General features: G+C 72.5%; 21 protein-coding genes, 3 tRNA genes and 2 riboswitches. Of the genes, 3 read left to right on the top strand and 21 right to left on the bottom strand.

Annotation, left to right across the window (positions count from 1 at the left end):
- Positions 1–15: 15 nt before the first annotated feature.
- From thiM to RB146_04505, 14 genes are all read right to left on the bottom strand, one after another.
- On the bottom strand, positions 16–849 hold the full coding sequence (thiM, locus tag RB146_04570; protein MDQ7828254.1) for a hydroxyethylthiazole kinase: 834 nt from the start codon (positions 847–849) through the stop codon (positions 16–18).
- Positions 837–2,273 (bottom strand): putative hydroxymethylpyrimidine transporter CytX, encoded by a 1,437-nt coding sequence (cytX, locus tag RB146_04565; GenBank protein MDQ7828253.1) that lies wholly within the window; start codon positions 2,271–2,273, stop codon positions 837–839. The genes thiM and cytX overlap by 13 nt, the downstream gene beginning before the upstream one ends.
- Positions 2,270–2,770: an energy coupling factor transporter S component ThiW gene (gene thiW, locus RB146_04560; protein ID MDQ7828252.1), complete on the bottom strand. Its 501-nt coding sequence runs from the start codon at positions 2,768–2,770 to the stop codon at positions 2,270–2,272. Before thiW ends, cytX begins: the two co-directional genes overlap by 4 nt.
- Positions 2,771–2,817: 47 nt before the next feature.
- Positions 2,818–2,931, bottom strand: a riboswitch (TPP riboswitch).
- Positions 2,932–3,014: 83 nt separating this feature from the next.
- Entirely contained in the window at positions 3,015–4,007 is a 993-nt protein-coding gene (locus RB146_04555; protein ID MDQ7828251.1) for a ribonucleotide-diphosphate reductase subunit beta, read from the bottom strand.
- A gap of 11 nt (positions 4,008–4,018) precedes the next feature.
- Positions 4,019–6,376, bottom strand: a complete 2,358-nt coding sequence (locus tag RB146_04550) for a ribonucleoside-diphosphate reductase subunit alpha (GenBank protein ID MDQ7828250.1) — start codon at positions 6,374–6,376, stop codon at positions 4,019–4,021.
- Between the two features lie 96 nt (positions 6,377–6,472).
- A riboswitch (cobalamin riboswitch) is annotated at positions 6,473–6,672 on the bottom strand.
- Positions 6,673–6,773: 101 nt separating this feature from the next.
- Entirely contained in the window at positions 6,774–7,007 is a 234-nt protein-coding gene (locus RB146_04545) for a hypothetical protein (protein ID MDQ7828249.1), read from the bottom strand.
- 47 nt (positions 7,008–7,054) lie between these two features.
- Positions 7,055–8,260 carry a 3-oxoadipyl-CoA thiolase gene (gene pcaF, locus RB146_04540; protein MDQ7828248.1) on the bottom strand — a complete coding sequence of 402 codons (1,206 nt, stop codon included), beginning with the start codon at positions 8,258–8,260 and terminating at the stop codon, positions 7,055–7,057.
- A 20-nt stretch (positions 8,261–8,280) separates the two neighbouring features.
- Positions 8,281–9,939, bottom strand: coding sequence for a 3-hydroxyacyl-CoA dehydrogenase (locus RB146_04535; protein MDQ7828247.1), 1,659 nt, complete (start codon positions 9,937–9,939; stop codon positions 8,281–8,283).
- Positions 9,940–9,971: 32 nt separating this feature from the next.
- Positions 9,972–10,763, bottom strand: coding sequence for an enoyl-CoA hydratase-related protein (locus RB146_04530; GenBank protein MDQ7828246.1), 792 nt, complete (start codon positions 10,761–10,763; stop codon positions 9,972–9,974).
- A 64-nt stretch (positions 10,764–10,827) separates the two neighbouring features.
- A complete protein-coding gene (locus tag RB146_04525; protein MDQ7828245.1) occupies positions 10,828–11,601 on the bottom strand; it encodes an enoyl-CoA hydratase-related protein in 774 nt (257 codons plus the stop codon).
- 51 nt (positions 11,602–11,652) lie between these two features.
- Positions 11,653–12,759, bottom strand: coding sequence for an enoyl-CoA hydratase-related protein (locus tag RB146_04520; GenBank protein MDQ7828244.1), 1,107 nt, complete (start codon positions 12,757–12,759; stop codon positions 11,653–11,655).
- 9 nt (positions 12,760–12,768) lie between these two features.
- Positions 12,769–13,323 carry an SPOR domain-containing protein gene (locus tag RB146_04515; protein ID MDQ7828243.1) on the bottom strand — a complete coding sequence of 185 codons (555 nt, stop codon included), beginning with the start codon at positions 13,321–13,323 and terminating at the stop codon, positions 12,769–12,771.
- A 141-nt stretch (positions 13,324–13,464) separates the two neighbouring features.
- Positions 13,465–16,167, bottom strand: a complete 2,703-nt coding sequence (locus RB146_04510; GenBank protein MDQ7828242.1) for a valine--tRNA ligase — start codon at positions 16,165–16,167, stop codon at positions 13,465–13,467.
- A gap of 356 nt (positions 16,168–16,523) precedes the next feature.
- Positions 16,524–17,210, bottom strand: coding sequence for a GntR family transcriptional regulator (locus RB146_04505; GenBank protein MDQ7828241.1), 687 nt, complete (start codon positions 17,208–17,210; stop codon positions 16,524–16,526).
- 130 nt (positions 17,211–17,340) lie between these two features.
- On the opposite strand from RB146_04505, the gene RB146_04500 reads away from it, so the two are divergent.
- Positions 17,341–17,709, top strand: coding sequence for a 4Fe-4S binding protein (locus RB146_04500; GenBank protein MDQ7828240.1), 369 nt, complete (start codon positions 17,341–17,343; stop codon positions 17,707–17,709).
- Between the two features lie 9 nt (positions 17,710–17,718).
- On the opposite strand, the gene lon is transcribed toward RB146_04500, so the two are convergent.
- The 7 genes from lon to RB146_04465 form a co-directional block, all read right to left on the bottom strand.
- On the bottom strand, positions 17,719–20,157 hold the full coding sequence (lon, locus tag RB146_04495) for an endopeptidase La (GenBank protein MDQ7828239.1): 2,439 nt from the start codon (positions 20,155–20,157) through the stop codon (positions 17,719–17,721).
- Positions 20,158–20,332: 175 nt separating this feature from the next.
- On the bottom strand, positions 20,333–21,601 hold the full coding sequence (clpX, locus tag RB146_04490) for an ATP-dependent Clp protease ATP-binding subunit ClpX (GenBank protein ID MDQ7828238.1): 1,269 nt from the start codon (positions 21,599–21,601) through the stop codon (positions 20,333–20,335).
- Between the two features lie 35 nt (positions 21,602–21,636).
- Positions 21,637–22,239: an ATP-dependent Clp endopeptidase proteolytic subunit ClpP gene (clpP, locus tag RB146_04485; protein ID MDQ7828237.1), complete on the bottom strand. Its 603-nt coding sequence runs from the start codon at positions 22,237–22,239 to the stop codon at positions 21,637–21,639.
- A 3-nt stretch (positions 22,240–22,242) separates the two neighbouring features.
- On the bottom strand, positions 22,243–23,580 hold the full coding sequence (gene tig, locus RB146_04480) for a trigger factor (protein ID MDQ7828236.1): 1,338 nt from the start codon (positions 23,578–23,580) through the stop codon (positions 22,243–22,245).
- A gap of 145 nt (positions 23,581–23,725) precedes the next feature.
- Positions 23,726–23,813: transfer RNA gene (locus RB146_04475), tRNA-Leu, on the bottom strand.
- Between the two features lie 12 nt (positions 23,814–23,825).
- Positions 23,826–23,901, bottom strand: a tRNA-Lys gene (locus RB146_04470).
- A gap of 50 nt (positions 23,902–23,951) precedes the next feature.
- Positions 23,952–24,275 (bottom strand): EthD family reductase, encoded by a 324-nt coding sequence (locus RB146_04465; protein MDQ7828235.1) that lies wholly within the window; start codon positions 24,273–24,275, stop codon positions 23,952–23,954.
- 69 nt (positions 24,276–24,344) lie between these two features.
- Here RB146_04465 and RB146_04460 point away from each other — a divergent pair.
- Both RB146_04460 and RB146_04455 read left to right on the top strand, forming a co-directional pair.
- Positions 24,345–24,422, top strand: a tRNA-Arg gene (locus RB146_04460).
- Between the two features lie 143 nt (positions 24,423–24,565).
- The coding region (locus RB146_04455) for a GtrA family protein (GenBank protein ID MDQ7828234.1) at positions 24,566–24,832 on the top strand (267 nt) is incomplete at its 3' end.

Raw genomic sequence — 24,832 nt, 5'->3', positions numbered from 1 at the left:
CCGGTCTGCACGAACTCACCCGCGATCGGTCAGACCTGCCGCCTCGCGGACCGCCGCGCCGTCGCGCACGCGCCCGGGATCGAGGCCAGCCAGCGCGTCCAGCAGGGCGGGACGGAAGCTCCCCGGTCCGCGTGCCCCCCTGGCGGCCTCCTCCGCGGCCAGCCCGAAAGCCACCAGCCCAGCCAGGGTGGCCACCACCGCGTCCGGCTCCACGGCGGCCACGGCGGCGACCACCGCCGTCACCATGTCCCCGCCCCCGGTGATGCGGGTGAGGAGCGGATGGCCGTGGACGACCGTCCAGGCCTGCGCCCCATCGCTCACGACGTCGTGCTCCCCGGTGGCGGCGACGACCGCCGCGCTCCGGTGCGCCAGCCGGCGTGCCGCTTCCAGCGGGTCGACCGGCGTCTCCCCGGATTCCACCCCGACCATGGTCGCCTCGAGACCGGCGAGCGTGGCGATCTCGGCCCGGTTGCCCCGGACGACCCGCACCCGCACCGCCTCCAACAGCCGGGCTGCGGCCGCGCGGCGGAAGCGGGTGGCGCCGCACCCCACCGGGTCGAGGATCACGGGGACGTCGTGGCGGTTGGCCGCCCGCCCGGCCGCCAGCAGCACGGCGAGCCGTTCCCGGGTGGGGGTGCCCAAGTTGAGGACCAGGGCCGCGGCCTGCGCCGCCACCTCCTCGACCTCCTCGCGCGCCTGGGCCATCACCGGCCGGGCGCCGCAGGCCAGGGTGACGTCCGCGACGTCGCCGGCCGTGACGACGTTCGTCAGGTGGTGGACCAGGGGGCGCCGCCGGCGCACAGCGGCCCAGGCCTCGGCCAGCCGCGTCCCCGAGACTACCGTGGCCACACGCCGCGCAGGAGCGCGTACGCCACCAGGGCGGCCAGGAAGCCCGGCACCGAGCCGCCCAGCCAGGGGACGACATCCCGCAGCGGGAAGGGCAACCCCACCGCCGTGAAGGCCGCGCGCAGCGCCCCCTCCCACCCCGGGAGGGCGGTGGGGGCGATCCACTGGTAGACGAGGAAGCCCACGGCCCAGGCCACCAGACCGGGCAGGGAGACGCCGCGCCCCGCGCCCTCGGCGCGCCCCGCGCCGTCCGCAGCCGCCTGCGACAGGGGCGCGCGGGCTCGGCCGCCCGGCACGAAGTAGTCGGCCGCCAGTACGCCGAACAGCGGGACGAAGACGGCGCCGATGAGGAAGAGGAAGGCCTCGTAGGCGACCAGGTTCACGTTCACCGCCACGACGAAGCACAGCGTCCCCACGAGGACGATGAGGAGGCGCTGGGGGGCGCGCGGCAGGATGTTCTGCAGGCTGAGCGCCGTGGAGTAGATGTTGGCGAAGGCGTTGTCGGTCTCGTCCACGAGCAGCAGGAGGAGGGCCAGCGCGCCACCGGCGACGCTCAGCACCGCCGGGATCACCTCCTGGGTCCGCAGCGCCAGCACGAAGAGGGCCCCGAGCGCGTAGAACCACACGTTGGCCAGGAAGTAGCCCAGGTACGTCCCCCAGAACGCCGCCGCCGGGCGCTGCGCGAAGCGGTTGTAGTCGGCCACGAGCGGCATCCAGGAGACCGGCATGGCCACCACCAGGTCCACGCCCAGCCAGAAGGGCAGCGCGCCCGTCCCCGGCCGGGCCAGCAAGGCCCGCAGGTCGTGGTGGGTGAGCAGGTAGCCGGTCAGGTAGAGGGTGGTGGCGTAGACGAGCCAGATGGCAAAGCGCTCCAGCCACCGGCGCACGACCACCAGCGGGCCGCCCAGCGCCAGCAGGGTGGCGATGGCGGCGAAGAGGAGCGCCCACAGCGCGGGGCGGTGCAGGCCAGTGAGCTGGCGGCTGATCGCATCGGCGGCCTGCGCCATGATGTAGACCTCGAAGGCCCCCCACCCGACCAGCTGGACCACGTTCAACACCGTGGGCAGGTAGGACCCGCGCAGCCCGAGCACCGGGCGCAGGAGGACCATCGTGGGGAGCGCGGTGCGGCTGCCGACGAGGCCGGTGAGGGCGAGCAGCAGGTTCCCGATGAGCGTGCCCAGCACGATGGCGCCCAGCGCCGCCCGGGGGCTCATCCCTGGCACCAGCAGGCCGCCCGCGGCCAGGACCAGCAGGCCGACGCCCAGGCTCGACCACAGGGCGAAGAAGTCGAGGAAACCCAGGCGGCGGTACGCCGCCGGGACCGGCTCGATGCCCCACGCCGGCGGGACCTGGAGGCGGGGACGAGGCAGGGTGAGGACGCCCACGTCAAACCGTCCCCGGGTCGGCTGCCCCCACCACAGCCTCACCCCCGCGCTCCGGTGGGCGCGGTCACGCCCGCGCGCTCCAGGGCCTTGAGCAGGAGCGTCCCCACCGCCGCGCCGGGGATCGAGCTGGCCAGGAAGGCCACCATGAGCGCCCCGAGCGGCAGCGCCTTGCCCATGAAGGCGGGCGCCACGATGAGGGCGCCGACGGTGGCGCCCACGGGACCGGTGCCGAGCGGCTCGAGCAGCCCCACCCACGGCCGGCGCCACAGGCGGTAGGCGAAGCCGACGACGAGCGCCCCGGCCATCCCCCCGGGAAAGGCGAGCGGCGTGCCCACGCCCAGGGCGTTGCGCACGATGGCGGCCACCGTGGCGGCCAGGGCCGCGTACCACGGCCCCAGGGTGATGCCGGCCACCACGTTCACCATGTGTTGCCAGGGCAGGACCTTGGCGCCGGCGACCGGGATGGCACCGGGGAAGAACGAGAGGACCACCGGCAGCGCCGCGAAGAGCGCCGCCAGGACCAGCGGTCGCGCCTGCATCGAGCATCCCCCCTCACGGGGGAAGCAAAAGCCGCCAGTCCACGCGCTACTGGCGGCCTGCCTCTCCCCACGCCAGCATTACCTGGATCGGGTGCAACGGGTCGGCGTTGTCATCGGAACGCCCTCTCAGCCCGCCTCGTCGAGCTCCCCGGATGGCTATGCAGTTGTCCCGTCCTTACGGTAGCAGTGCGCTGCGCTCCTGGCAATCCTCCCGCCCCGGGACGCGCACGGGTCCGCGCCCGCGTCAGCCCTCGACGTCGCGCGGGGCCGCGACCTCGTAGTGGATGTTCCGGGCCTCGAAGAAGTTGACGATTTCCGGCACGTCCACCTCCGTGGCCATCCAGGGCGCAGGGTTGGGGGTGTGGAACGAGGCCGGCAGGCCCAGCTCCTCCAGCCGGCGGTCGGTGATGTACTCCACATAGGCGTTCAGAACCTCCGCGCTGACCCCCAGGACAGGCCGCTGGAGCAGCGCCCGGTTGTAGTCCCGTTCGAGGTCCACCGCCGTCAGGATGAGGTGCAGGAGCTCCCGACCCAGCCCGGGCGTCATCAGGTCGGGGTCCTGGGCGAGGAGTTCCCCGATCAGGTGGATGCCGAAGCTCAGGTGCAGGCTCTCGTCCTTGAGGGTCCAGTCCACGATGGTGGCGAGCCCACGGAGGAGGTTGCGGCGACGGAAGGTGTAGGCGAACAGGAACCCGCCGTAGAAGAAGACGCCCTCCAGGATGATGTAGTAGCCCACCAGGTTCCGCAGGAAGCTGCGCCGGTGGGAGACCCGGGACAAATCCAGCGGGTCCAGCATGGTCCGGGACAGGTCCACCAGGAACTCCTCCTTGGCCCGGACGGCCGGCTCGTTCCGGTGGGCGTTGAAGACCCGTTCGCGCTCTACGGGAAGGGTCTTGAGCACGTACTCGAAGGCCATGGTGTGGTTGGCCTCCTCCCAGATTTGCCGGGCCAGGTACAGACGCGCTTCGGGAGCGGTGACGTGGCGGTAGATGGCGAGGACGAGGTTGTGGGTCACCAGGGACTCCATGGGGTTGAAGAAGCCCAGGAGGAGCTCCACGGCGCGCTGTTCGTCCGGGGACAGACGGGTCTCCCAGTCGCGGACATCCTCGGCCAGGGGGACCTCCTCGGGAAACCAGGTGTTGCGCTTGCCCTGCTGGGCGTGCGCGTACGCCCAGGGGTAGCTGAGGGGCACGAGCTGGACAGGCTCGAGGGGATTCCCGCCAACCAGAGGCCGCATGGTCCACCTGCTCAGCCGGCACAGGACTCACAGCCCGGTGCGCAGCTGATCGCGTGTTCGGGAAGTTCCAGGTTCCAGCGGAGCCGCTCGCGGGCCTTGTTGACGTGGACGGTACTGGGCTCCGCGTACATGCGGGGAGCGGTGAACAGGTAGTAGGTGGACTTGAGGCCGGCCCGCCACGCTTCCAGGTACAGGCGCGCCATGGCGTCCAGGGAGCGATCCCGCACGAACAGGTTGCGGCTGACTCCCTGGTCCACCCACTTCTGGGCCAGGGCGGCGACCCGGACGAAGTCCTCGGGAGGGATCTGGTAAGCGGTGCGGTGAACGTGGCGCAGGGCCTGCGGGATCTGCTCGATGCGCTCCAGATCCCCCCGCTCCTCGACCAGCTGCGCGCGCACCCGATCCCACAGACCCAGCGACTGCAACTGCTCCACGAGCACGCGGTTGAATTCCAGGAACTTCCCGGACAGCGTCTGGCGGGCGAAGAGGTTCGCGTAGCAGGGATCGATGCCAGGGGTGGTCCCGGCGACCAGGCTGATGGTGGCGGTGGGCGCGATGGCGAGGACCGTCCCGTTCCGGATGCCCTGACGCACCCGGTGGCGGAGGGCGTCCCAGTGCAGACGCCCCGAGCGATCCACGACAGGTCCGCCACGGAGTTCGGCCAGCTCCTGAAGGGTGTCGATGGGCACCTCACCCCGGGCCCAGCGGCTGTCGGGGAACGAGGGGAAGGGCCCGCGTGCTGTGGCCAGCTGGCAGCTGGCCTCGATGGCGCAGAAGCTCAGGAACTCCACTGCGCGGTCGGTGCACTCGCAGGAGGCTTCGTCACCGTAGCGCATGCCCAGCCGTGCGAAGACCTCCGCGAGCCCCATCAGGCCCAGTCCCACGGGCCGGTGGCGCAGGTTCCCGCGGGATGCGCGTGCTGTGGGGTAGAGGTTCAGGTCGATCACGTTGTCCAGGCCCCGGATGGCGAGCCGCACGGTGCGGCGGAGGCGATGCCAATCCAGCCCCCCGGAGGTCACGTGACGTGCCAGGTTGACGCTGGCGAGGTTGCACACAGCCATCTCTTCCTCGCTGGTCGGCAGGTGGATCTCGGTGCAGAGGTTGCTGGAGTGGATCACCCCCGGCAGCATGCTGCGTACGTTGCTGGCGTCCTTGAAGGCGACCCAGGGGTGGCTGGTCTCCTGCAGTGTGGCCAGGATCTCCCGGAACAGGGACCGGGCGCTCTCGACGCGGAATGCGCGCGGCGGGATGCGGCCGGCCCGGGCTTCCTCGATTCGGCAGCGGTAGGCCCGGGAGAAGGCCTCGCCCCACAGGTCGGGGAGCTCCGGCGTGTACGCAGGGTCGAAGAGGTACCACTCGTCGTCCCGCTCCACCCGGAGGAGGAATTCGTCCGGGACCCACAGCGCGGTGTTCAGGCTGTGGGCCCGCAGGTACGGGTCGCCGGCGTTCCGCTTGAGGTCCAGGAAGGCCCGGATCTCGAGGTGCCAGGGCTCCAGGTACACGGCGAGGGTGCCGCGGCGACGCCCTCCCTGGCTGACGGCTCTGATGAGCGAGTCGAAGAGGTGGATGAAGGGAATGATGCCGGAGCTGGTGCCGTTGATGCCGCGGACCGGAGCACCCGCGGCGCGCAGTTTGGTGACGGAGGCCCCGAGGCCGCCGGCGTACTTGGCGACCTTCCCGAACTCCTCGCAGGACTGGAGGATGTGGTGCATGCTGTCCAGCACATCCGACACGTAGCAGCTGCTGAGCTGGTGGTGAGGAGTGCCCGCGTTGAACAGGGTGGGGGTGCTGGGCAGATAGTCCAGTCGACTCATGGCGTCGTAGAAGGCCTCCGCCCATGTCGCGGGATCGCGCTCAACGAGGCTCATCCCCATGGCGACTCGCATGAACAGGAACTGCGGGACTTCCAGCAGCCTGCGGGTTTCGGGGTCCCGGACGAGGTACCGGTCCGCAAGGGTAGACACCCCGATCAGGGGCAGCCACAGGTCCCGTTCGGGCCGCAGGACCCGGCTCAGGCCCTGGAGGTCGAACCGGAGCAGTCGTTCGTCCAGGGCCCCGGCGCTCGCGGCCTGCGGCACGTACCGGCAGAAACCGGCGCGGTAGGCGTCAGGGTCGGGTTCGGGGGTCCCCAGGGCTTCCCGGTACAGCCGGCGCAGCATCAACCTTGCCGCGAGGCGCTCGTAACCGGGGTCCTGGTGAATCCGGCCCTGGCTGGCCTGAAGCAGGGCCAGTTCGAGCTCACTTTCCCCGCTGCCGCGGACCGCGGGGTCGTCACGGAGGCTGTTCAGCAGACGCGTGCCGCCGGGGATTGGGCGGGCAAGCCGTTCCAGCCAGTGCGGCAAACCAACCAGGGTCGCCACTTCGGCCACCTCCGTCCTCAACCACGGCCCTGCGTGCGATAGACGGAGGCGGCCCCAGGACGGCCTGGGAACCTGTCTCCGCTCCGCCCCACTCCACGAGGGCACGCGGATTGTTCACAGGCCGGCAGGTCTTCGGACTCGGGTTCCTCCGGACCGGACGCCTTCCCGGGCCAGTTCGCCCAGTGGCCCCGATCTCCGATCCGTCCCCCTTACCGCGGCGGGCCCGTCCCGGACTCGCGCAGAGCAGGAGCGCTACACCGGGTTCCCTTTTCACCCCTTAGGGGACCGGCCTGCATCTACATCTTGTGTCCGCAGAGACTTCCTATCACAAGATGTAGCACCATGTCAAGCATGCGCGTTGTGCGGTTGACGGGGCTCTGGGAAGATCAGGCGGGCCGGATGACGGTCAGGGCTGGCGGGTGACCCCCTCCTCCACCACCTCGACCTCGGCCGCCCGCACCAGGCGCTCGGCTTTGCCGGCCTTGGCCCCGTCGACGATCACCGCCACCAGCGCGTAGCGGTCCCCCCGGTACCCGGGGATGACGCGCCGGACCTCGCCCTCCTGGGCCGTATCGTCCAGGACCCGCACCCGGACCCCGGGCCGGATCACCCGGCCCCTGCGGTCGTGCACCTGCTCCATCGCCCGCCTCCTCGTCACGGTCCTCGATCCGCCGGGGGGCCCGACCCCTACCGCGGCAGCCGCTCGATCACCAGCGCGATCCCCTGCCCCACGCCGATGCACATCGTGGCCAGGCCGTAGCGCCCCTCCCGCCGCTCCAGCTCGTACAGGAGGGTCGTGAGGATGCGCGCGCCGCTGCAGCCGATGGGGTGCCCGAGCGCAATCGCCCCACCGTTGGGGTTGAGCCGGTCCAGCGGCAGCCCCAGCTCGCGCACGCAGGCCAGCACCTGGGCCGCGAAGGCCTCGTTGAGCTCGATGACGTCCAGGTCCTCCACCCGCAGCCCAGCGCGCTGCAGCGCCTTGCGCGTGGCCGGCACCGGGCCGAGGCCCATCGTGGCCGGATCCACGCCAGCCACCGCACTGGCGACGACGCGGGCGCGGGGGACGTGCCCGTGGGACTCGGCGTAGGTCCGCGAGGTCACCAACAGGGCCGCCGCGCCGTCGTTGATCCCGGAGCTGTTGCCGGCCGTCACGGTGCCGCCCGGCTTGAAGGCCGGGGGGAGCTTTGCCAGCGCCTCCAGGGTCGTTGCCGGCCTGGGGTGCTCGTCGGTGTCCACCACCACAGGCTCGCCCCGCGGCCGGGGGATCACCACGGGGACGATCTCGTCCCGAAAGCGCCCGCTGGCGATGGCCGCCGCCGCGCGGCGCTGGCTCTCCAGGGCGAAGGCGTCCTGCTCCTCTCGGGTGATGCCCCAGCGTTCGGCCACGATCTCGGCGGTCTCGCCCATGCTGTAGGGCGGGTACACCTCGGCGAGGCGCGGGTTGACGAAGCGCCAGCCCAGCGTGGTGTCGTAGAGCTCGACGTTGCCGCGGGGAAACCCCTGCGCGGGCTTGGGCATCACCCAGGGCGCCCGCGTCATCGACTCGACGCCCCCGGCGATGAAGACGTCCCCCTCTCCGGCGGTCACGGCATGCGCCGCCGTGACCACCGCCTGCAGCCCCGAGCCGCAGAGCCGGTTGACCGTCTGGCCGGCCACCTCCACCGGCAGCCCGGCCAGCAGGACGGCCATGCGGGCGACGTTGCGGTTGTCCTCCCCCGCCTGGTTGCTGCAGCCGAAGATGATGTCCTCGATGTCCGCGGGCGGCAGGTGGTTGCGGCGCACCAGCTCGCGGATGACCAGCGCGGCCAGGTCGTCGGGGCGGACGTCCTTGAGGACGCCCCCGTGCCGACCCACCGGCGTGCGCACCGCGTCGACGATCACGGCGTCAGGCATCGACGTCCCCTCCGGCCTCATCATAGCCGCGGGCCCGCATCGGGGGCAGGTCGGCGCCCCGCCCCCTCAAGGACGCCGCGGCCGGCCGCCACCACGCGCCGCAGCAGCGGGGCCGCCCGGTAGCGGTCTTCCCCCAGGTCGGCGTGCAGCCCATCCAGGACGGCCAGCACGAGGGGCGGCCCCACGCTGTCCGCCAGGGCGAGCGGCCCCGCAGGGAAGTTCATCCCCAACCGCATGGCCGTGTCGATGGCCTCCGCGGTGGCCACGCCCTCGCCCAGGGCGAAGAGCGCCTCGTTCACCAGCATGGCCGCGATGCGCGGGAAGACCCCGGCGACCCCGTCGCGCACCAGGGCGGTCTCCTTGCCCAGGCGGGCCAGCAGAGCCAGGGCCGCCTCCACCGCGGCGGGGGCGCTCTGCAGCGCCGGGAGCACCTCCACGAGCGGGCGCGCCTCCCACGGCGGGAGCGTGGCGAAGCCCACAACCCGGTGCGGCGCCGCCGAGCGCGCGGCCATGGCGGTGGCCGAAGTCGCCAGGGCCAGGGTGAGCCGCAGCGGGTCGCCGGCCCGGTCCGCCGCCGCCATCACCGCCGCCTTGGCCGCTGGCGCCACCTCCACGTCCACCACCGCGTCCAGGGGGCCCTCCGCCGGCACCCCGCGCGCCACCACCAGGCCGGCGCCTTCGGCGGCCCGGACGATCGCCTCGGCGAGCGCGCCCTCCCCGGCCACCGCGATACGGCGCATCGCCGCGGCCTGCCGCTCCACCGCCGCCGGCAGCGCCGGGACCCCCGCCTCGCCACCTCCGCCGCTCTCCGCCCCCTCGCCGTACGTGTAGAAGCCCCGCCCCGTCTTGCGTCCTAGCAGCCCCGCGTCCACCATGCGCTGCTGGATGGGGTGGGGCCGGAAGCGCGGCTCGTGGAAGGTCGCCTCGTACAGCGAGCGCGTCACCGCCAGGTTCACGTCCAGGCCGATGAGGTCGAGCAGCTCGAAGGGGCCCATGCGGAAACCCCCGGCGCGGCGCATGATCCGGTCGATCACCGCCACCGGCGCGGTCTGCTCCGCCAGCAGGCGCACGGCCTCCACGTAGAAGGGGCGGGCGATGCGGTTGACGATGAAGCCGGGCGTATCCTGGACCTCCACCGGCGTCTTGCCCAGCGCCGCGACGGCCTGCCGCGCCCGCGCCACGACCGCCGGGTCGGTGGTACGGCCCGGCACCACCTCGACCAGCGCCATGACCGGCGCGGGGTTGAAGAAGTGCAGTCCCAGGACGCGCTGGGGGTGGGTGGTGGCGCCGGCGAGGGCGGTGATGGAGAGCGAGGAGGTGTTGGAGGCCAGGATCGCCGGAGGCGGCACGACGGCATCGAGGCGGGTGAAGAGCTCGCGCTTCAGGGCCAGGTCCTCGGGGACCGCCTCGACGACCAGGTCGCACGCCGCCAGGTCGGCCAGGTCGACGGTGACGGTGAGGCGCTGGAGCGCCGCCTCCGCGTCGGCCCGCGTGAGCCGCCCCCGCTCGACGTCCCGGTCCAGGGCGGCCTGGAGGCGGTCGCGGGCGCGTTGCAGGATCGGTGCTGCCACGTCGCAGAGCACCGTGGGGATCCCGCGGCGCACCCCGACCTCGGCGATCCCCGCTCCCATGGTGCCGGCGCCGACGACGCCCAGGCGCCGCACCACCGTCCCGTCCATGGCGGCCGAAGCTCCCCGGCGTGGCCGCCCGGTCAGGCGCCAGTGTAGCGGGGCGGCCGCTTCTCCAGGAAGGCCGCCACGCCCTCGCGGTGATCGGCGGTGCGCCCGGCGACCTCCTGGAGGTAGGCTTCGTACTCGAGCGCCTGCTCCAGCGGCGCGGTCTGCGCAAAGCGCAGGCCGCGCTTGGCCAGGGCGTAGGCCCGGGTGGGACCCCTCGCCAGCCGGCGCGCCCACGCCAGGGTTTCCGGCAGCAACGCCTCGTGGGGCACCACCCGGTTCACTAGCCCCAGCCGCAGCGCCTCCTGGGCGTCCAGCGGCTCCGCCAGGTAGGCCAGCTCGAAGGCCTTGCCCAGCCCGACGAGCCGCGGCAGGAACCAGGTGCCGCCGGAGTCGGGGATGAGGCCGACGCGGGCGAAGACCTCGATGAACGCGGCGCGCTCGCTGGCCACGCGCAGGTCGCACGCCAGGGCCAGGTTGCACCCGGCCCCCGCCGCGACCCCGTTCACGGCGGCGATGGTGGGCTTCTCCATGGTGGCCAGGCGCACCACGATCGGGTTGTAGCGCCGGCGCAGCGAGTCGCCGTAGGAGACCTCCCCCACCCCCCGCCGGTCCCGCAGGTCCTGTCCCGAGCAGAAGCCGCGACCGGCGCCGGTGAGCACCACGCAGCGCACCGCCGCGTCCCGCTCGGCCCGCCGCAGCACCTCGTGCAGCTCCTCGCTCATGCGGTCGTTCACGGCGTTCAGCACGTCGGGGCGGTTCAGCGTGCAGAGGAGGATCCCCTCCTCCACCGTCACCTGCACCGTCTCGTATGCGGGCTCGGCCATACCGCTCACCTCCACGGACCCGACGGGCTCAGCCCGACGCGCCGCCGCTCCGGCGGCGATCCGGCTACCGCCCCTGGAACTGCGGCGGGCGCTTCTGCAGGAAGGCCGCCACCCCCTCGCGGTGGTCCTCGGTGGCGAAGAGCAGGTAGAAGCACTTGCGCTCGTAGTCCAGCCCGCCCTCCAGGTGGGTGTCGAAGGCCTTGAGCACCGCCGCCTTGGCCAGGCGCACCGCCACCGGGGCTTTGCCGGCGATCTCCCGGGCCAGGCGCAGCGCCTCGTCCAGCACCAGCTCGTCCGGGACCACCCGCGTCACCAGGCCCGCCGCCTCCGCCTCCCGGGCGGTGAGGTGGCGCCCGGTGAGGACGAGCTCCATCGCCCGCGCCTTCCCGACGGCGCGGGTGAGCCGCTGCGTCCCCCCGGCGCCCGGCATCAGCCCCAGGTTGATCTCCGGCTGGCCGAAGCGGGCGCCCTCCCCGGCGATGATCATGTCGCACAGCATCGCCAGCTCGTTGCCGCCCCCCAGCGCAAACCCCTGCACCGCGGCGATGAGGGGCTTGCTGACCTGGCGGATGCGCTCCCACTGCTGGAAGCGGTAGCCCTGCAGCATCGTCACCGGGGTGGCGCCCTCGAACTCGCGGATGTCGGCCCCGGCGGCGAACGCCCGCGGGCCGCCGGTGAGGACGATGCAGCGTACGGCCTCGTCCCGGTCGAGGGCCTCCAGGGCGGCGACAAGCTCGTCCATCACCGCCTGGCTGAGGGCGTTGAGGACGTCGGGCCGGTTGAGCCGCACGACGGCCACGGCGTCCTCGCGCGTGACGATGAGGTGCTGGAACTCCATCGGCACCCTCCTCCCGTGTACGGGTGATGTGCGCCCCGAAGGGCCCGGGGATCAGGCAGGCGGGCTGGCCGGGCCCGGAGGTGCGCCGCCCGCCCACCCCGCCCCGGGCGGGCCTCCGGGCGATCCCGCTCCGGGCAGGCCTCCCGCCGATCCCGCCCCGGGCGGGCCCCCCGCGGACCCCGCGCCCGTGCCGGACCCCTCACCGGGCGGCGGCAGGGGGTGCCCGCACCGGCCGCAGTAGGCGAACCCCTGCGGGAGGCGCGCAGCGCCGCAGTGGGGGCAGGTGCGGGTGGCCGGGCCCCAGGGGTACTCCGTGGACGCCCCCGCGGCCAGACGCCGGCGGATGGCGGCGTAGTCGGGCGGCCGCTTGGCGCGGAAGGCCTCCAGGCCCTCCTGCGTCTCCGGTGCGCCCGCGTGCAGCGTCAGCCAGTCGCGGGCGTGCCCCACCGTGAGGTGCCAGGAGAGGTCGCGCCAGAAGTTGAGCTGCTGCTTCGTGTAGCGGGTGACCTCCGGGAGCTTGGCCAGCAGCTTGGCGATGAGCGCGTCGACGGCGGCGTCCAGCTCCGCCCGCGGGACGACCTGGTTCACCCACCCCCAGGCCAGCGCCTGCTGCGCCGTGTACGGCTCGCACAGGAAGAGCACCTCCCGGGCGCGCCGGTCCCCCACCAGCAGCGGCATCCACTGGGTCGCCCCCGCCGCCGGGACGCTGCCGCGCGCCGGCCCCACGTGCTGCAGGAGGATGTCGTCGGCGGCCACGGCCAGGTCGCAGGCCAGGTTGAACTCGTTGCCGCCGCCGACGACCATGCCGTTGAGGCGGGCGATGGTGGGCTTGCCCAGGTTGCGCAGCCGCTCGTTGGCCTCGATGAAGGCGCCCATCCACTTCCAGTAATCGCGCGGCCGCTCCAGGAAGCGCTCCTGCTCCCGCAGGTCCGCGCCCGTGCAGAAGGCGCGGTCTCCTGCCCCGGTGAGGACGAGCACCCCCACGGCGTCGTCCCAGGAGGCGTCCTGGAAGGCCGTGGCCATCTCGGTGAGCGTCTGGAAGTCCAGCGCGTTGAGGACCTCGGGGCGATTGATGGTGACGCGGGCCCACCCCGGCCCCTTGGTGTAGAGGATCTTCTCGAAGCCGAAGCGCTCGGGCGACTGGGGGCGGGGGTACACGCGCCGGCGCTACTGGCGGACGATGATGATCTCGTACCCGACCGCACGCAACCGCTCGGCCAGCCGCTCGGCGTTGGCGCGGTCGGTGAAGGCGCCCACCTGCACCTTGTAGAGGTTCTCCGCGCGGAGGATGTAGGCGTCGAAGCCAGCGGCGCGCAGTTGCGCCGCGCGCTCCTCGGCGTTCTCCCGCCGCAGGAAGGCACCCGCCTGGACGCGGTAGAGCCCCGTCCCCGGAGCGGGCGGGCGCTCCGGCGCGGCCGCCGTCACGGTGGGGCGGGGGGTCGAGCGGCGCGCGGGGGGCGGCGCGGTGTGGGGCGGGGCGGGCGGCGTCACCGGCCGAGGCTCCCTCGCCGGCGCCGGCGAGGGACTCGGCGGCAAGGCGGGGCGGGGCACCACCGGCTCCGGCGTGGACGCCACGGCCGGGGGCGGCAGCGGCGTGACCGCGGGAGCTGGCGTCCGGGCCTCCGGCCGCAGGAAGACCTCGCCCGCCACATACCCGAGGGCCAGCGAGAGGAAGAAGAGACCGACGAGCGCGATGGTCACGACGACGGTATTGGGTCGCACGGGCGTCCCCCCTCACAGGTCGCGCCACGGTGGTGTTCGGGAGGATGCGGCGGTTTCCTGCGGCCGCGCACATGCTGGCCGCGTACACCGGTGCAGCCGCGTACACCGCTGCGGCCACGCACACCGGCGCGGCCGCCCGGCTCACCCCTGCAGCGCCGCCAGGTGACCTTCCAGGACGCGCGACCGCTCGCGCAGCGCCTCCCGCCGCGCGGTCTCCGCCTCCACCACCGGTTGCGGCGCACGCGCCTGGAAGTCCGCACTGCGCAGGCGGCCCTCCACCCGCTGCAGCTCCGCGCTGACTCGGGCGAGCTCCTGCGCCAGGCGCGCGCGGATGCGGTCGCGGTCGGCCGGCGCCACCGGGAGCAACACCTCCACGCCGTCGGCCAGCAGCCCCGCCGTCCCCGCCGGCCGCGCCGCCGCCAGGTCCTCCACGGTGAGCGGGTCGGAGCGGGCGAGGGCGGCGATGTAGGGACGCAGGGCCCCCAGCGTCGGGTGCAGCTCCGCCGGGGCGCGCAGCACGGCGGGGACCCGCGTCCCCGGCGGGACGCCGAGGTCGGCGCGCAGCGAGCGGATGGCGCGCACCACCGCCACCAGGCGGTCGCCCGTGGCCTCCACCTCCGGGTCCACCCAGCTCTCCGGCACCTCGGGCCACGGCGCCACCATGATGCTCTCGCCGCGGTGGGGGAGGCGCTGCCACACCTCCTCGGTGATGAAGGGCATGATCGGGTGGAGCAGCCGCAGGCTCCCTTCCAGCACCGTCCACAGCGTCCAGCGGACCGCCCGGCGCCGCTCCTCGCGGGCCGGCCCGCCGTCGGGCGCGTAGAGGTCCACCTTGGCCAGCTCCACGTACCAGTCGGCGTAGGTGGACCAGAGGAAGTCGTAGCAGGCCCGGGCCGCCTTGTCGAACTCGAACCCCTCCAGGTCGTCGGTGACCTCCTGGACGGTGCGGGCGTAGCGGCTCAGCACCCAGAGGTCGAGCGGGGAGAGGCCCACCGGGGGCGCCGTGCCCTCGGACGGCCCGAAGCCGGCGAGGTGCAGCTGCACGAAGCGGGCGATGTTCCAGATCTTCGTGGTGAAGGTGCGCACGTCGTCGAGCATCTTGGCGCTGAAGCGCAGGTCCTGCTGCTGCTGGGAGCAGCGCACCACCAGGGCGAAGCGGAGGACGTCGGCGCCGTAGCCCTGCTGCTCGACGTAGTCGATAGGGTCGAGACCCGTCCCCAGCGACTTGCTCATCCGCTGCCCCTGCAGGTTGAGCACCGTGGGGTTGATGTAGACGTCGGTGAAGGGCACCTCCCCGAGGAACTCCAGGCCCATCATGATCATACGGGCCACCCAGAGGTGAATGATGTCCCGCCCCGTCACCAGCACGTCGCCGGGGTAGAAGTAGCGCAGCTCGGGCGTGGTCTGCGGCCACCCCAGGGTGGCGAAGGGCCACAGCGCGCTGCTGAACCAGGTGTCGAGGATCTGCTCCTCCTGCTCCAGGTCCGCACCGCCGCAGGCCGGACAGCGCGCCGGCCGCTCCCGCTGGGCCACCATCTCGCGGCACGCCCGGCAGTGCCACACCGGGATGCGGTGCCCCCACCACAGCCGCCGGGAGATGTTCCAGTCGCGGATGTGCTCCATCCAGTCCAGGTAGACCCGCGCCCATCGCTCCGGGTGGAAGCGCACCTTCCCCTCGCGCACCACCCGGATCGCCGGGGCGGCCAGCGCCTCCATGCGCACGAACCACTGGTCGGTGATGTAGGGCTCCAGCACCGTCTTGCACCGGTCGCACACGCCCACCGTGGTCGTGTAGGGCTCCTCCCGCTCCAGCAGGCCCTGGCGGCGCAGCGCCTCCACCACCGCGGTGCGGGCGGCGAAGCGGTCCATCCCCGCAAACGCGCTCGCCGCCTCGCCCGCCATCCGCCCTGCCTCGTCCAGGACCACCAGGGTGGGCAGCCCGTGGTCGGCGCCGATCTCGTAGTCGAGGGGATCGTGGCCGGGCGTGATCTTCACCGCTCCCGTGCCGAAGTCCGGCTCCACCCGCCGGTCGGCGATCACCGGCACGCGCCGCTCGGCCAGCGGCACGATGACCTCCCGGCCTACCAGCGCGGCGTAGCGGGAGTCCTCCGGGTGCACGGCCACCGCCACATCCGCCAGGATCGTCTCGGGGCGCTGGGTGGCGATGACCACCCCCGGGCCGCCGTCGGCGCCCCGGTAGCGCACGTGGTAGAGCGTCCCCTGCACCTCGCGGTGCTCCACCTCCAGGTCGGAGACGCTGGTGAGGTCGTGGGGGCACCAGTTGACCATGCGCTTGCCGTAGTAGATGTAGCCCTTCCGGTAGAGGCGCAGGAACGCCTCCAGGACCGCGTCGCTGTAGGCCGGGTCCATGGTGAAGGTGGCCCGCGCCCAGTCGCAGGAGAAGCCCAGCCGACGCAGCTGGCTGTAGATGATCTGCTGGTACTTCTCCTTCCAGCTCCAGGCGAACGCCAGGAAGGCCTCGCGCCCGAGGTCGAAGCGCGTCTTCCCCTCCTTGGCCAGCTCCCGCTCCATCACCACGTGGGTGCCGATGCTGGCGTGGTCCGTGCCCGGCATCCACAGGACGTTGTAGCCCTGCATGCGCCGCCAGCGGATGAGGACGTCCTGCAAGGTGTTGTTCAGGGCGTGGCCCATGTGCAGGTCGCCGGTGATGTTGGGCAGCGGCATCATGATGACGTAGGGCTGGCGGGCGGGATCCACCGGGGCGTGGAAGTAGCCGCGGGACATCCAGACCGCGTACCAGCGCGGCTCCACCGCGGCCGGGTCGTACACCTTGGGCATGGCCTCGGCCGTCCCCGCCTCCGGCGTCCTCGGGTCCTCTCCCATCGTCCACCTCGCTGTGCGTCGGTCCCGTCCCACCCCGTCGTCGGCGCCGACCAACGACAAACGCCGCCCGCCCCAAGGGCGAAGCGGCGCTCCGCGGTACCACCCTGGTCACCGACCCGGGCGCCCGGGCCGGCAGCTCGACGCGCGATCACGGGCGCACCCGGCGGCGGCGCCCGCGAGGCGCGCCTCCGCAGGTCCTCGAGGCGACGTTCAGGCCGTCCGTCGCCGGGAAACCTTGCACCCGGTGGGTCTCCCTCGCTCCGGCCGGTGGCGGCCCTACTCCTCCTCGAGTTACCGCCCAGTATAGGGAGGTCCCCGGCCCGCCGCAACGGGTCACGCCGCTCCAGCGTTCGGCGTCAAGGCCCGGGGAGGAGCCACCCCGCTTCGCGGCCCTCCTGACGCAGGCTGGCCACGTGCTCGCGCAGGGCCGCCTCGGCCCGGTCCGGGTCCCGTGAGCGGATCGCCGCGGTAAGCCGGGCCAGCTCACGGAAGGATCGGGTCGTGCGTCCGCGGTTCTGCAGGAGGCGCGCGAGCAGCGGCCGCAGACGCCCCCGGACCCGCTCGACCGCCCGGGCCAGGATGGGGTTGCCGGCAGCGGAGCCCACCGCGGCGTGGATCGCCTCCTCGGCCGCGGCGAAGAAGGCCGCGTCGCCGCCCCGCGCCGCCACGCTCACCGTCTTGATGAGCGTGCTGAGCTGTGCCCGGACCTCGGGGGTCGCGCGCTCGGCCGCCCGCCTCGCGGCCATGCCCCCGACGGCCTCCCACAGGTCGAGGAGCCCGGCGGCGGTCTGTGGGGTCAGGGCCGCCACGACCACCCCTCGCCCCCGCCGTCCCTCCACCAGTCCCTCGGCCAGGAGGCGGCGGAGAGCGTCGCGCACCGGTGTGCGGCTCACTCCCCAGGCGGCCGCCACTGCCGACTCGCGCACCACCTCCCCCTCCTGCAGGCGACCGGAAAGGATGGCCTCGCGTAGACGGCGGTAGACCGTCTCCGCGGCGGTTTCCCGCGGGGGGATCGGGCCACCCAGCTCCACGAGATTCGGCATTCGGTATCCAGAATACAGTACACATGATCCGCCTGCAAGATCCCCGTTGAAATGGGTTGTCAACGGCCCTTGAGCTCCGTTATTGTGGTCTTGAGAGAGCTTCTGACAGCATTTATTCCGGAGGTGCGGGATGACCTACATCATCGCCGAGCCCTGTATCGGGACCAAGGACCGGTCCTGCGTGGAGGTCTGTCCGGTCGACTGCATCTACGAGTACGTCGAGGAGGTCGGCGGCTACGTCGTTCCGGACCCGGCCACGGGGGCCGGCCCCGACAAGCAGGTCATCCCCCGGGGGGAGGCCGTTCATGTCCCGCCCGACGACTTCCCCAAGGAGACCGCCCTCCAGCAGCTCTGGATCCACCCGGAGGAGTGCATCGACTGCGGGGCGTGCGAGTCCGTCTGCCCGGTGACGGCCATCTTCGCGGAGGCGGACGTCCCCGAGCAGTGGCGCCACTTCATCCCCCTGCAGTACCAGGCCTTCGGCCTGCAGCCGAAGTAGCGTAGTCGGTCAGCTCACCGGGGGCGGCTCGGGTTGCCGGATCGCCTCCGGCTGCGGGATGGGCCGGTAGGCCGCCGCAGGGATCGTCGTCATCCCAGGCACCTGGGCCTGCGCCGGAGCCGGGGCGAAGGCCTCGGCCAGCACCTGGTCCATGTGGTCCACCAGCACGATGCGCAGGGCCCGGCGGACGTTGGCCGGGATCTCGTGCAGGTCCTTCTCGTTCTCCTTCGGGAGGATGACGGTGCGGATGCCCGCCCGGTGGGCGGCCAGAACCTTCTCCTTGACCCCGCCGATGGGCAGGACCCGCCCGCGCAGGGTGATCTCCCCGGTCATGGCCACGTCTCGCCGCACCGGCCGGCCGGTGAGCGCCGAGGCCAGCGCCGTGGCCATGGTGATCCCGGCCGACGGCCCCTCCTTGGGCTGCGCCCCGGCCGGGACGTGGATGTGCACGTCCAGCTTGCGGTAGAAGTCCTCCGGCAGGCCCAGCCGCCGCGCCCGTGAGCGGACGTAGGAGAGCGCCGCCTGGCCGGACTCCTTCATCACCTCGCCCAGCTGCCCGGTGAGGATGAGCTTCCCCTCCCCCGGCATCAGCGTGGCCTCGACGCTGGTGACGTCCCCGCCCATCTCCGTGTAGACGAGCCCGGTGGCCACCCCGACCTCGTCCTCCTTCTCCAGGCTCCCGAAGCGGAAGCGCGGCGGCCCCAGGAACTTGTGCAGGGTGGCCACGGTGACGCGGACCTGGCGGGTGGACCCGCGGGCCACCTCGGTGGCCACCTTCCGGCAGATCGTCCCGATCTCCCGCTCCAGGTTGCGGACCCCGGCCTCCCGCGTGTACTCCCGGACGATGCGCCGCAGCGCCGCCTCGGTGAACTGCACGTGCTGCTCGGTCAGCCCCGTGGCCTTGCGCTGCTTGGGAATGAGGAACTGCTCGGCGATGCGGACCTTCTCCTCCTCGGTGTAGCCGGGGAAGCGGATGACCTCCATCCGGTCGCGCAGCGCCGGCGGCACCGTGTCCAGGATGTTGGCCGTGGTGATCCACATGACCTCGCTGAGGTCCAGGGCCAGCTCCAGGTAGTGGTCGCTGAAGGCGTGGTTCTGCTCCGGGTCGAGCGCCTCCAGCAGCGCCGCCGAGGGGTCCCCGCGGAAGTCCACGCCGAGCTTGTCGATCTCGTCCAGCATGAAGACGGGGTTGCGGCTGCCGGCCTGCTTCAGCCCCTGGACGATCCGCCCCGGCAGCGCCCCCACGTAGGTACGCCGGTGGCCGCGGATCTCCGCCTCGTCCCGCACGCCGCCGAGCGAGACCCGCACGAACTTCCGCCCCAGCGCCCGGGCGATGGACTTGCCCAGCGAGGTCTTCCCCACGCCGGGCGGGCCGACGAAGCACAGGATGGGGCCCTTGCTCTCCCGGGCCAGCTTGCGCACGGCCAGGTACTCGATGACCCGCTCCTTGGCCTTGGTCAGGCCGTAGTGGTCCTCGTCCAGGATCCGCCGCGCCTCGTCGATGTCCAGGCGGTCCTCGGTGGTCACCGACCAGGGGATGGCCAGGATCCAGTCGAGGTAGGTGCGGACCACCACCGCCTCGGCCACCATGGGCGGCATCTTCTCCAGCCGGGCCAGCTCCTCCAGGGCCTTCTCCTTGACGTGGGCGGGGAGGTTGGCCGCCTCGATCTTCTTGCGGTACTCGGCCGCCTCAGCCTGGCGCTCGTCGCTCTCCCCCAGCTCCTGCTGGATGGCCTTCATCTGCTCCTTGAGGAAGTACTCCCGCTGGGACTTCTCCATCTGCTTGCGGACGCGGTTCTGGATCTTCCGCTCCAGCTCGAGGATGGAGATCTCCCGCGAGAGCAACTGCCCCAGCTTCTCCAGGCGCTCCTGGGGCGGCGCCTCGAGCAGCTCCTGGCGCTCCTCCAGCTTGAGGTTGAGGTGCTGCGCCACCAGGTCGGCCAGCCGGCCCGGCTCCTCCGCCTGCATGATGGTGACGAACTGGTCGGGCGGCACCGCCCGGGACAGCCGGGCGAAGCGCTCGAAGGAGGCGGAGAGCCCGCGCACCAGGGCCTCCACCTCCAGGCTCCGCTCCACCACGTCGGGTCGGGCGGCGATGCGCACCGCGAAGTAGGGCTCGGTGTGGAGGTACTCCAGGATCTCGGCCCGGACCACGCCCTCCACGATCACCTGCAGGACGCCGTCCGGCTGCTTGCCCACCTGCAGGATGCGGCACACCGTCCCCACCCGGTGGATGTCGTCGGGGGTGGGATCCTCGATGTCGTCCTGCCGCTGGGCGACCAGGAGGATGAGCTTCTCCCCCTCCGCCCCCAGCGCCGCCTCCAGGGCCCGCAGCGACTTGGGCCGCCCCACCCCCAGGCCCTGGGCCTGGTGGGGGAAGACGATGGTGCCCTTCAGCGGCAGGAGCGGCAGGGTCTCCCGGGCCACGGCCGTCATCTCCGTGCTCATCCAGCCTCCTCTACCCGATCTGTGCCCATAAAGAGAAAACGGGGCGCCCCCCGCCCCCTGTTCCCTGCCTCTGGCGCTACTTCCAGGATACCAGGGCGGCCGGCAGCCCGCCAGATCGGCGCGGGGCCCCGGGCCGGCCGGACCATCCCGCAGCGGCCCGGCGCCGCGACGGCCCTCAGGAGGCCGGCTTCTCCTTGGCCAGGCGGCGCAGGTCGGCCGAGGTGAGCAGGATGGGGTCGCGCCGCCGCAGCACCGCCTCCTCCGTGACGACGCAGCGCTTCACGTCGGTGCGGGAGGGGATGTCGTACATGATGTTGAGCATGATCTCCTCGATGATGGTGCGCAGCCCGCGTGCCCCCGTGTTGCGGGCCATGGCCTCGCGCGCGATGGCCCGCAGGGCGTCGTCGGTGAAGATCAGCTCCACCCCGTCCATGTCGAGGATCTTCTGGTACTGCCGCACCAGGGCGTTGCGCGGCTCCACCAGGATGCGGATGAGGTCGGCCTCCTCCAGGGGGTCGAGGGGGACGATGATGGGCAACCGGCCGACGAACTCCGGGATCATGCCGTAGCGCAGCAGGTCCTGGGGCATGACCTTGCTGAGCGTTTCCCCCAGCCGCCGCTTGGCCCGGGACTCCACGTGCGCACCGAAGCCCATGCTGCTCTGGCGCACGCGCGTCTCGATGATCCGCTCCAGCCCGTCGAAGGCCCCGCCGCAGATGAAGAGGATGTTCGTCGTGTCGATCTGGATGAACTCCTGGTGGGGGTGCTTCCGTCCGCCCTGCGGCGGGACGTTGGCCACCGTCCCCTCCAGGATCTTCAGCAGCGCCTGCTGCACCCCCTCGCCGGAGACGTCACGGGTGATGGAGGGGTTCTCGCTCTTGCGGGCGATCTTGTCGACCTCGTCGATGTAGATGATGCCGCGCTCGGCCTTCTTGATGTCGTAGTCGGCCGCCTGGATCAGGCGCAGGAGGATGTTCTCCACGTCCTCGCCCACGTAGCCGGCCTCGGTGAGCGAGGTGGCGTCGGCGATGGCGAAGGGGACGTCGAGGATGCGGGCCAGGGTCTGGGCCAGCAGCGTCTTGCCGCACCCGGTGGGGCCGATGAGCAGGATGTTGGACTTCTGCAGCTCCACGTCGTTGGGGCGGCGGGAGCCGATGCGCTTGTAGTGGTTGTAGACGGCCACCGCCAGGGCCTTCTTGGCCCGGTCCTGGCCGACGACGTACTGGCAGAGGGTGTCGTAGATCTCCCGGGGCTTGGGAGTGGTGCGGACGGGGCCGGGGGCCTCCTCGGCGGAGAACTCCTCCTCGATGATCTCGTTGCACAGCTCGATGCACTCGTCGCAGATGTACACCCCCGGCCCGGCCACGAGCTTGCGCACCTGCTCCTGGGACTTGCCGCAGAAGGAGCACTTGAGCCGCTCGCGCTCGTCGCCGAACCGGAACATCCCGTCCACGGGCACGTCGCCCCCGCCCGTCCCGCCTACTTCACCGCCACGGCCTTGCGCGGGACGATGATCTCGTCGATGATGCCGTACTCCTTGGCCTGCTCGGCGCTCATCCAGAAGTTGCGGTCGGTGTCGCGCTCGATGCGCTCCAGGGGCTGCCCGGTGTGGCGCGCCAGGATCTCGTTCATGAGCTGGCGCAGCCGGATGACCTCCCGGGCCTGGATGTCGATGTCCACGGCCTGACCCTGCGCCCCTCCCCAGGGCTGGTGGATCATGATGCGGGAGTACGGCAGGGAGGAGCGCTTGCCCTTCGTCCCCCCGGCCAGGACCAGCGCGCCGCCGCTGGCGGCCAGCCCTACGCACACCGTCTGCACGTCCGGACGGACGTACTGCATCGTGTCGTAGATGGCCAGCGAGGAGATCAGGTCCCCCCCCGGGCTGTTCACGTACATGATGATGTCCTTGTCGGGGTCGTCCCCCTCCAGGAAGAGCAGCTGGGCGATGACCAGGTTGGCGACGTCGTCGTCGATGGGCCCGCCCAGGAAGACAATGCGCTCCTTCAGCAGACGGGAGTAGATGTCGTAGCCGCGCTCGCCGCGCGGCGTGGACTCGATGACGTACGGGATCAGCGGTGGCATGTCTCAGGCATCCTCCTCGCGCGTCTCCGTCGGTGGGGGCGCAGGCGCCTCGGCGGCGGCCAGCCCCAGGAGGAACTGCACGGTCTTGCGGCGCCGGAGCGAGGCCGCCAGCGCGTCGCGGCGCCCTTCCCGGGCGAGCCACTCGCGCACGCGTGACGCGTCCTGCCCGAGACTCTGCGCAAGGTTCTCTACCTCCGCAGCCATCTCCTCCTCCGTGGGCTCGAGCCCCTCGCGGCGCGCGATGGCGTCCAGGACGAGCCGGGTGCGCAGGCGCCCCTCCGCCGCCGCGGTCAGGTCCGCCTCCACCTCTTCCATACTCTTCTCGGCCGCCCGGCGGTAGGTTTCCAGGGTCAGGCCCCGCCGCCGCAGCGACGCCTCCAGGTCCTCCCGCAGGTGCGCCACCTCGTGCGCCACCATCGAGCGCGGCAGGTCCACGGTGCCCCGGCGGAGCACCTCGCGCAGCACGGCCTCCGCGTAGGCCTCCTCGGCCCGGCGGGCGGCGTCGGCGGCCAGCCGGCTCTCCACCTGGGCTCGCAGCGCCGCCAGGCTCTCCGCCCCCTCCAGCCTGGCCAGCGCGTCGTCCAGGGGCGGGAGCTCGCGGCGCTTCACGTCACTCACCAGAACCACGAGGACCTCGTCGCTATTCCCCCGGGGCAGGCGGCGCTCCTCGCCGGGGCGGGCGCCCACCAGCCCCTGCTCCAGGGCCTCCGGGTAGGTGCCGCTGCCGATCTCCACTAGGTACTCTTTGCCCGCCTGCAGCCGCCCCGCCCCCGCCGGACCCTCCAGGACCCGGATCAGGACGAAGTCCCCGGGCGCGGCCGGCTCCCCCGAGGCGACCAGCGTGGCATGGCGCAGGCGCAGGTCCTCCAGCGCGCGGTCCACCACCCCCTCCTCGAGCGTCTGCGCGGGGCGCGGGACGCGCACCTCCCGGTAGGGGCCGGGGTCGACCTCGGGTGCCACCTCCACGGTGGCGGTGAAGCGCAGCGGGGCGTCGGGCGAGACCTGCCGCTCGTCCACGTCGATCTCGGGGCGGCTGATCGGTTCCAGCCCCACCTGCTCCATCGCCTGGAAGACGGTACGGGGCAGGAGGAGCTTGAGGGTCTCATCCACGACCCCGTCGCGGCCGACGTAGCGCTCGACCAGGGCGGCCGGCGCACGACCGCGGCGGAAGCCGGGGATGTTCACCCGGTGGGCCAGGCGGCGGTGCGCCTCGCGCATCGCCTCGGCCACCGCTTCCGCCGGGAGCTCCACCTCCAGGACCGCCCGGCTCTGGGGTTCCCGCCGCACTTCGACCTTCATCGCCTCGGCCACTTCGGCTCCTCCCCGCGGGCCCTTCGCCACCGCACGGCCTGCGTCGCGCGCCCGCTCCGCTCCGGGCTTGGGACGTCCCTGACCAACACGGACCCCGACGGCCCGGAACGAAAGAGCGGCCCGGGGCACCGCCCCGACGGCCGCCTCCGGCGTCCAGCCGCCCTCCGCGCCGCACTGGTGCGGGCGGAGGGATTCGAACCCCCACCGGCTCGCGCCGACCAGATCCTAAGTCTGGCGCCTGTACCTGATTCGGCTACGCCCGCGCCACGTCACCCTGGAGGGCCGTGAGGGACTCGAACCCCCAACACGAGGCTTAAGAGGCCCCTGCTCTGCCTGTTGAGCTAACGGCCCTCACACCAACCTCTCATTATAGCGGGGGCGGGTCGGCGCTCAACCCGGAGCTACCCGGGCAGGACCACGTGCTCCTCCAGGACCACCGTCCCCGAGGCGCGGGTGAAGCGGCCCAGGTCGGCCAGGATCTCCCGCACCTCGGGCGAACGGACGTCGGCGTCGAACTCCTCGCGGGAGGCCCACGTGAGCTCGGCCAGGCCGTCGAAGGGGGCCTCGCCGCGGGGGAGCGTGCCCACCACCCGCCGCACGACGTAACGCTGCAGCCGGGTGTAGACGCGCCGGACCAGCGTCGCGTGCGGGCCCAGCCAGTAGGCCAGGAACGCCTCGTCGCTCATCCCTTCCGCCTTGCACACCCAGGTGGCGATGGTGAACATGGCGCGTCCTTCCCCGCACGACCCCTCTCCTCCTCCCCGCCGACCGGCCCGGTCTGGTACACTGGGCGAGGGCCCGTAGCTCAGCTGGACAGCAGCGACGCCCTTCGAAGGCGTAGGTCGGGGGTTCGAGTCCCTCCGGGCCCGCCACCCTCCCGTGGTCGACTGCTCCTTCCCCCCGCTCGTCGCCTCACTTTTCAGAAGACTGATTGGACGGCCTCATCCCCCGGGTACCTACGTTTCTGACACCCGTGCGGATCCGTCCGCCATCCATGTCTGCGGGCCCCGACCACGTGCGTCTCCTGCTGAGCCGCCTGGTGCTCTTCGGCCTGGTCGGCACGAGCGGGGTGCTGGTCAACGTGGCGATCTTCTCGACGCTCACGGCGCTGGGGGTCGGCTACCTGCCGGCGGGCGTGGCCGCCGCCGTCGGGGCGATGGCGTGGAACTTCCTGGGGAACGACGCGGTCACCTTCGACGACGGGGGGCGCCACCTCTGCCGCCGGCACCGGGCGGCGCGCTTCGGCCTCGTCTACGGCCTGGGCCTGCTGGTGGCCGCCTCG

The sequence above is a fragment of the Armatimonadota bacterium genome (assembly GCA_031081585.1).
In the GTDB taxonomy this organism is placed as follows: Bacteria; Sysuimicrobiota; Sysuimicrobiia; order Sysuimicrobiales; family Humicultoraceae; genus Geohabitans; species Geohabitans tengchongensis.
The sequence above is the reverse complement of the archived record's forward strand: the minus strand, read 5'-3'. Positions and strand labels throughout refer to the sequence as shown.

Coding starts and splice junctions, on each gene's coding strand:
- RB146_04545 (MDQ7828249.1), bottom strand. CDS start 7,007: ATGGAGCAGGTGCACGACCGCAGGGGCCGGGTGATCCGGCCCGGGGTC.
- RB146_04530 (MDQ7828246.1), bottom strand. CDS start 10,763: ATGGCCGAGCCCGCATACGAGACGGTGCAGGTGACGGTGGAGGAGGGG.
- RB146_04505 (MDQ7828241.1), bottom strand. CDS start 17,210: ATGCCGAATCTCGTGGAGCTGGGTGGCCCGATCCCCCCGCGGGAAACC.
- RB146_04500 (MDQ7828240.1), top strand. CDS start 17,341: ATGACCTACATCATCGCCGAGCCCTGTATCGGGACCAAGGACCGGTCC.
- clpX (MDQ7828238.1), bottom strand. CDS start 21,601: ATGTTCCGGTTCGGCGACGAGCGCGAGCGGCTCAAGTGCTCCTTCTGC.
- RB146_04535 (MDQ7828247.1), bottom strand. CDS start 9,939: ATGGACGGGACGGTGGTGCGGCGCCTGGGCGTCGTCGGCGCCGGCACC.
- lon (MDQ7828239.1), bottom strand. CDS start 20,157: ATGAGCACGGAGATGACGGCCGTGGCCCGGGAGACCCTGCCGCTCCTG.
- RB146_04510 (MDQ7828242.1), bottom strand. CDS start 16,167: ATGGGAGAGGACCCGAGGACGCCGGAGGCGGGGACGGCCGAGGCCATG.
- RB146_04555 (MDQ7828251.1), bottom strand. CDS start 4,007: ATGCGGCCTCTGGTTGGCGGGAATCCCCTCGAGCCTGTCCAGCTCGTG.
- RB146_04465 (MDQ7828235.1), bottom strand. CDS start 24,275: ATGTTCACCATCGCCACCTGGGTGTGCAAGGCGGAAGGGATGAGCGAC.
- clpP (MDQ7828237.1), bottom strand. CDS start 22,239: ATGCCACCGCTGATCCCGTACGTCATCGAGTCCACGCCGCGCGGCGAG.
- thiW (MDQ7828252.1), bottom strand. CDS start 2,770: ATGCAGGCGCGACCGCTGGTCCTGGCGGCGCTCTTCGCGGCGCTGCCG.
- RB146_04525 (MDQ7828245.1), bottom strand. CDS start 11,601: ATGGAGTTCCAGCACCTCATCGTCACGCGCGAGGACGCCGTGGCCGTC.
- pcaF (MDQ7828248.1), bottom strand. CDS start 8,260: ATGCCTGACGCCGTGATCGTCGACGCGGTGCGCACGCCGGTGGGTCGG.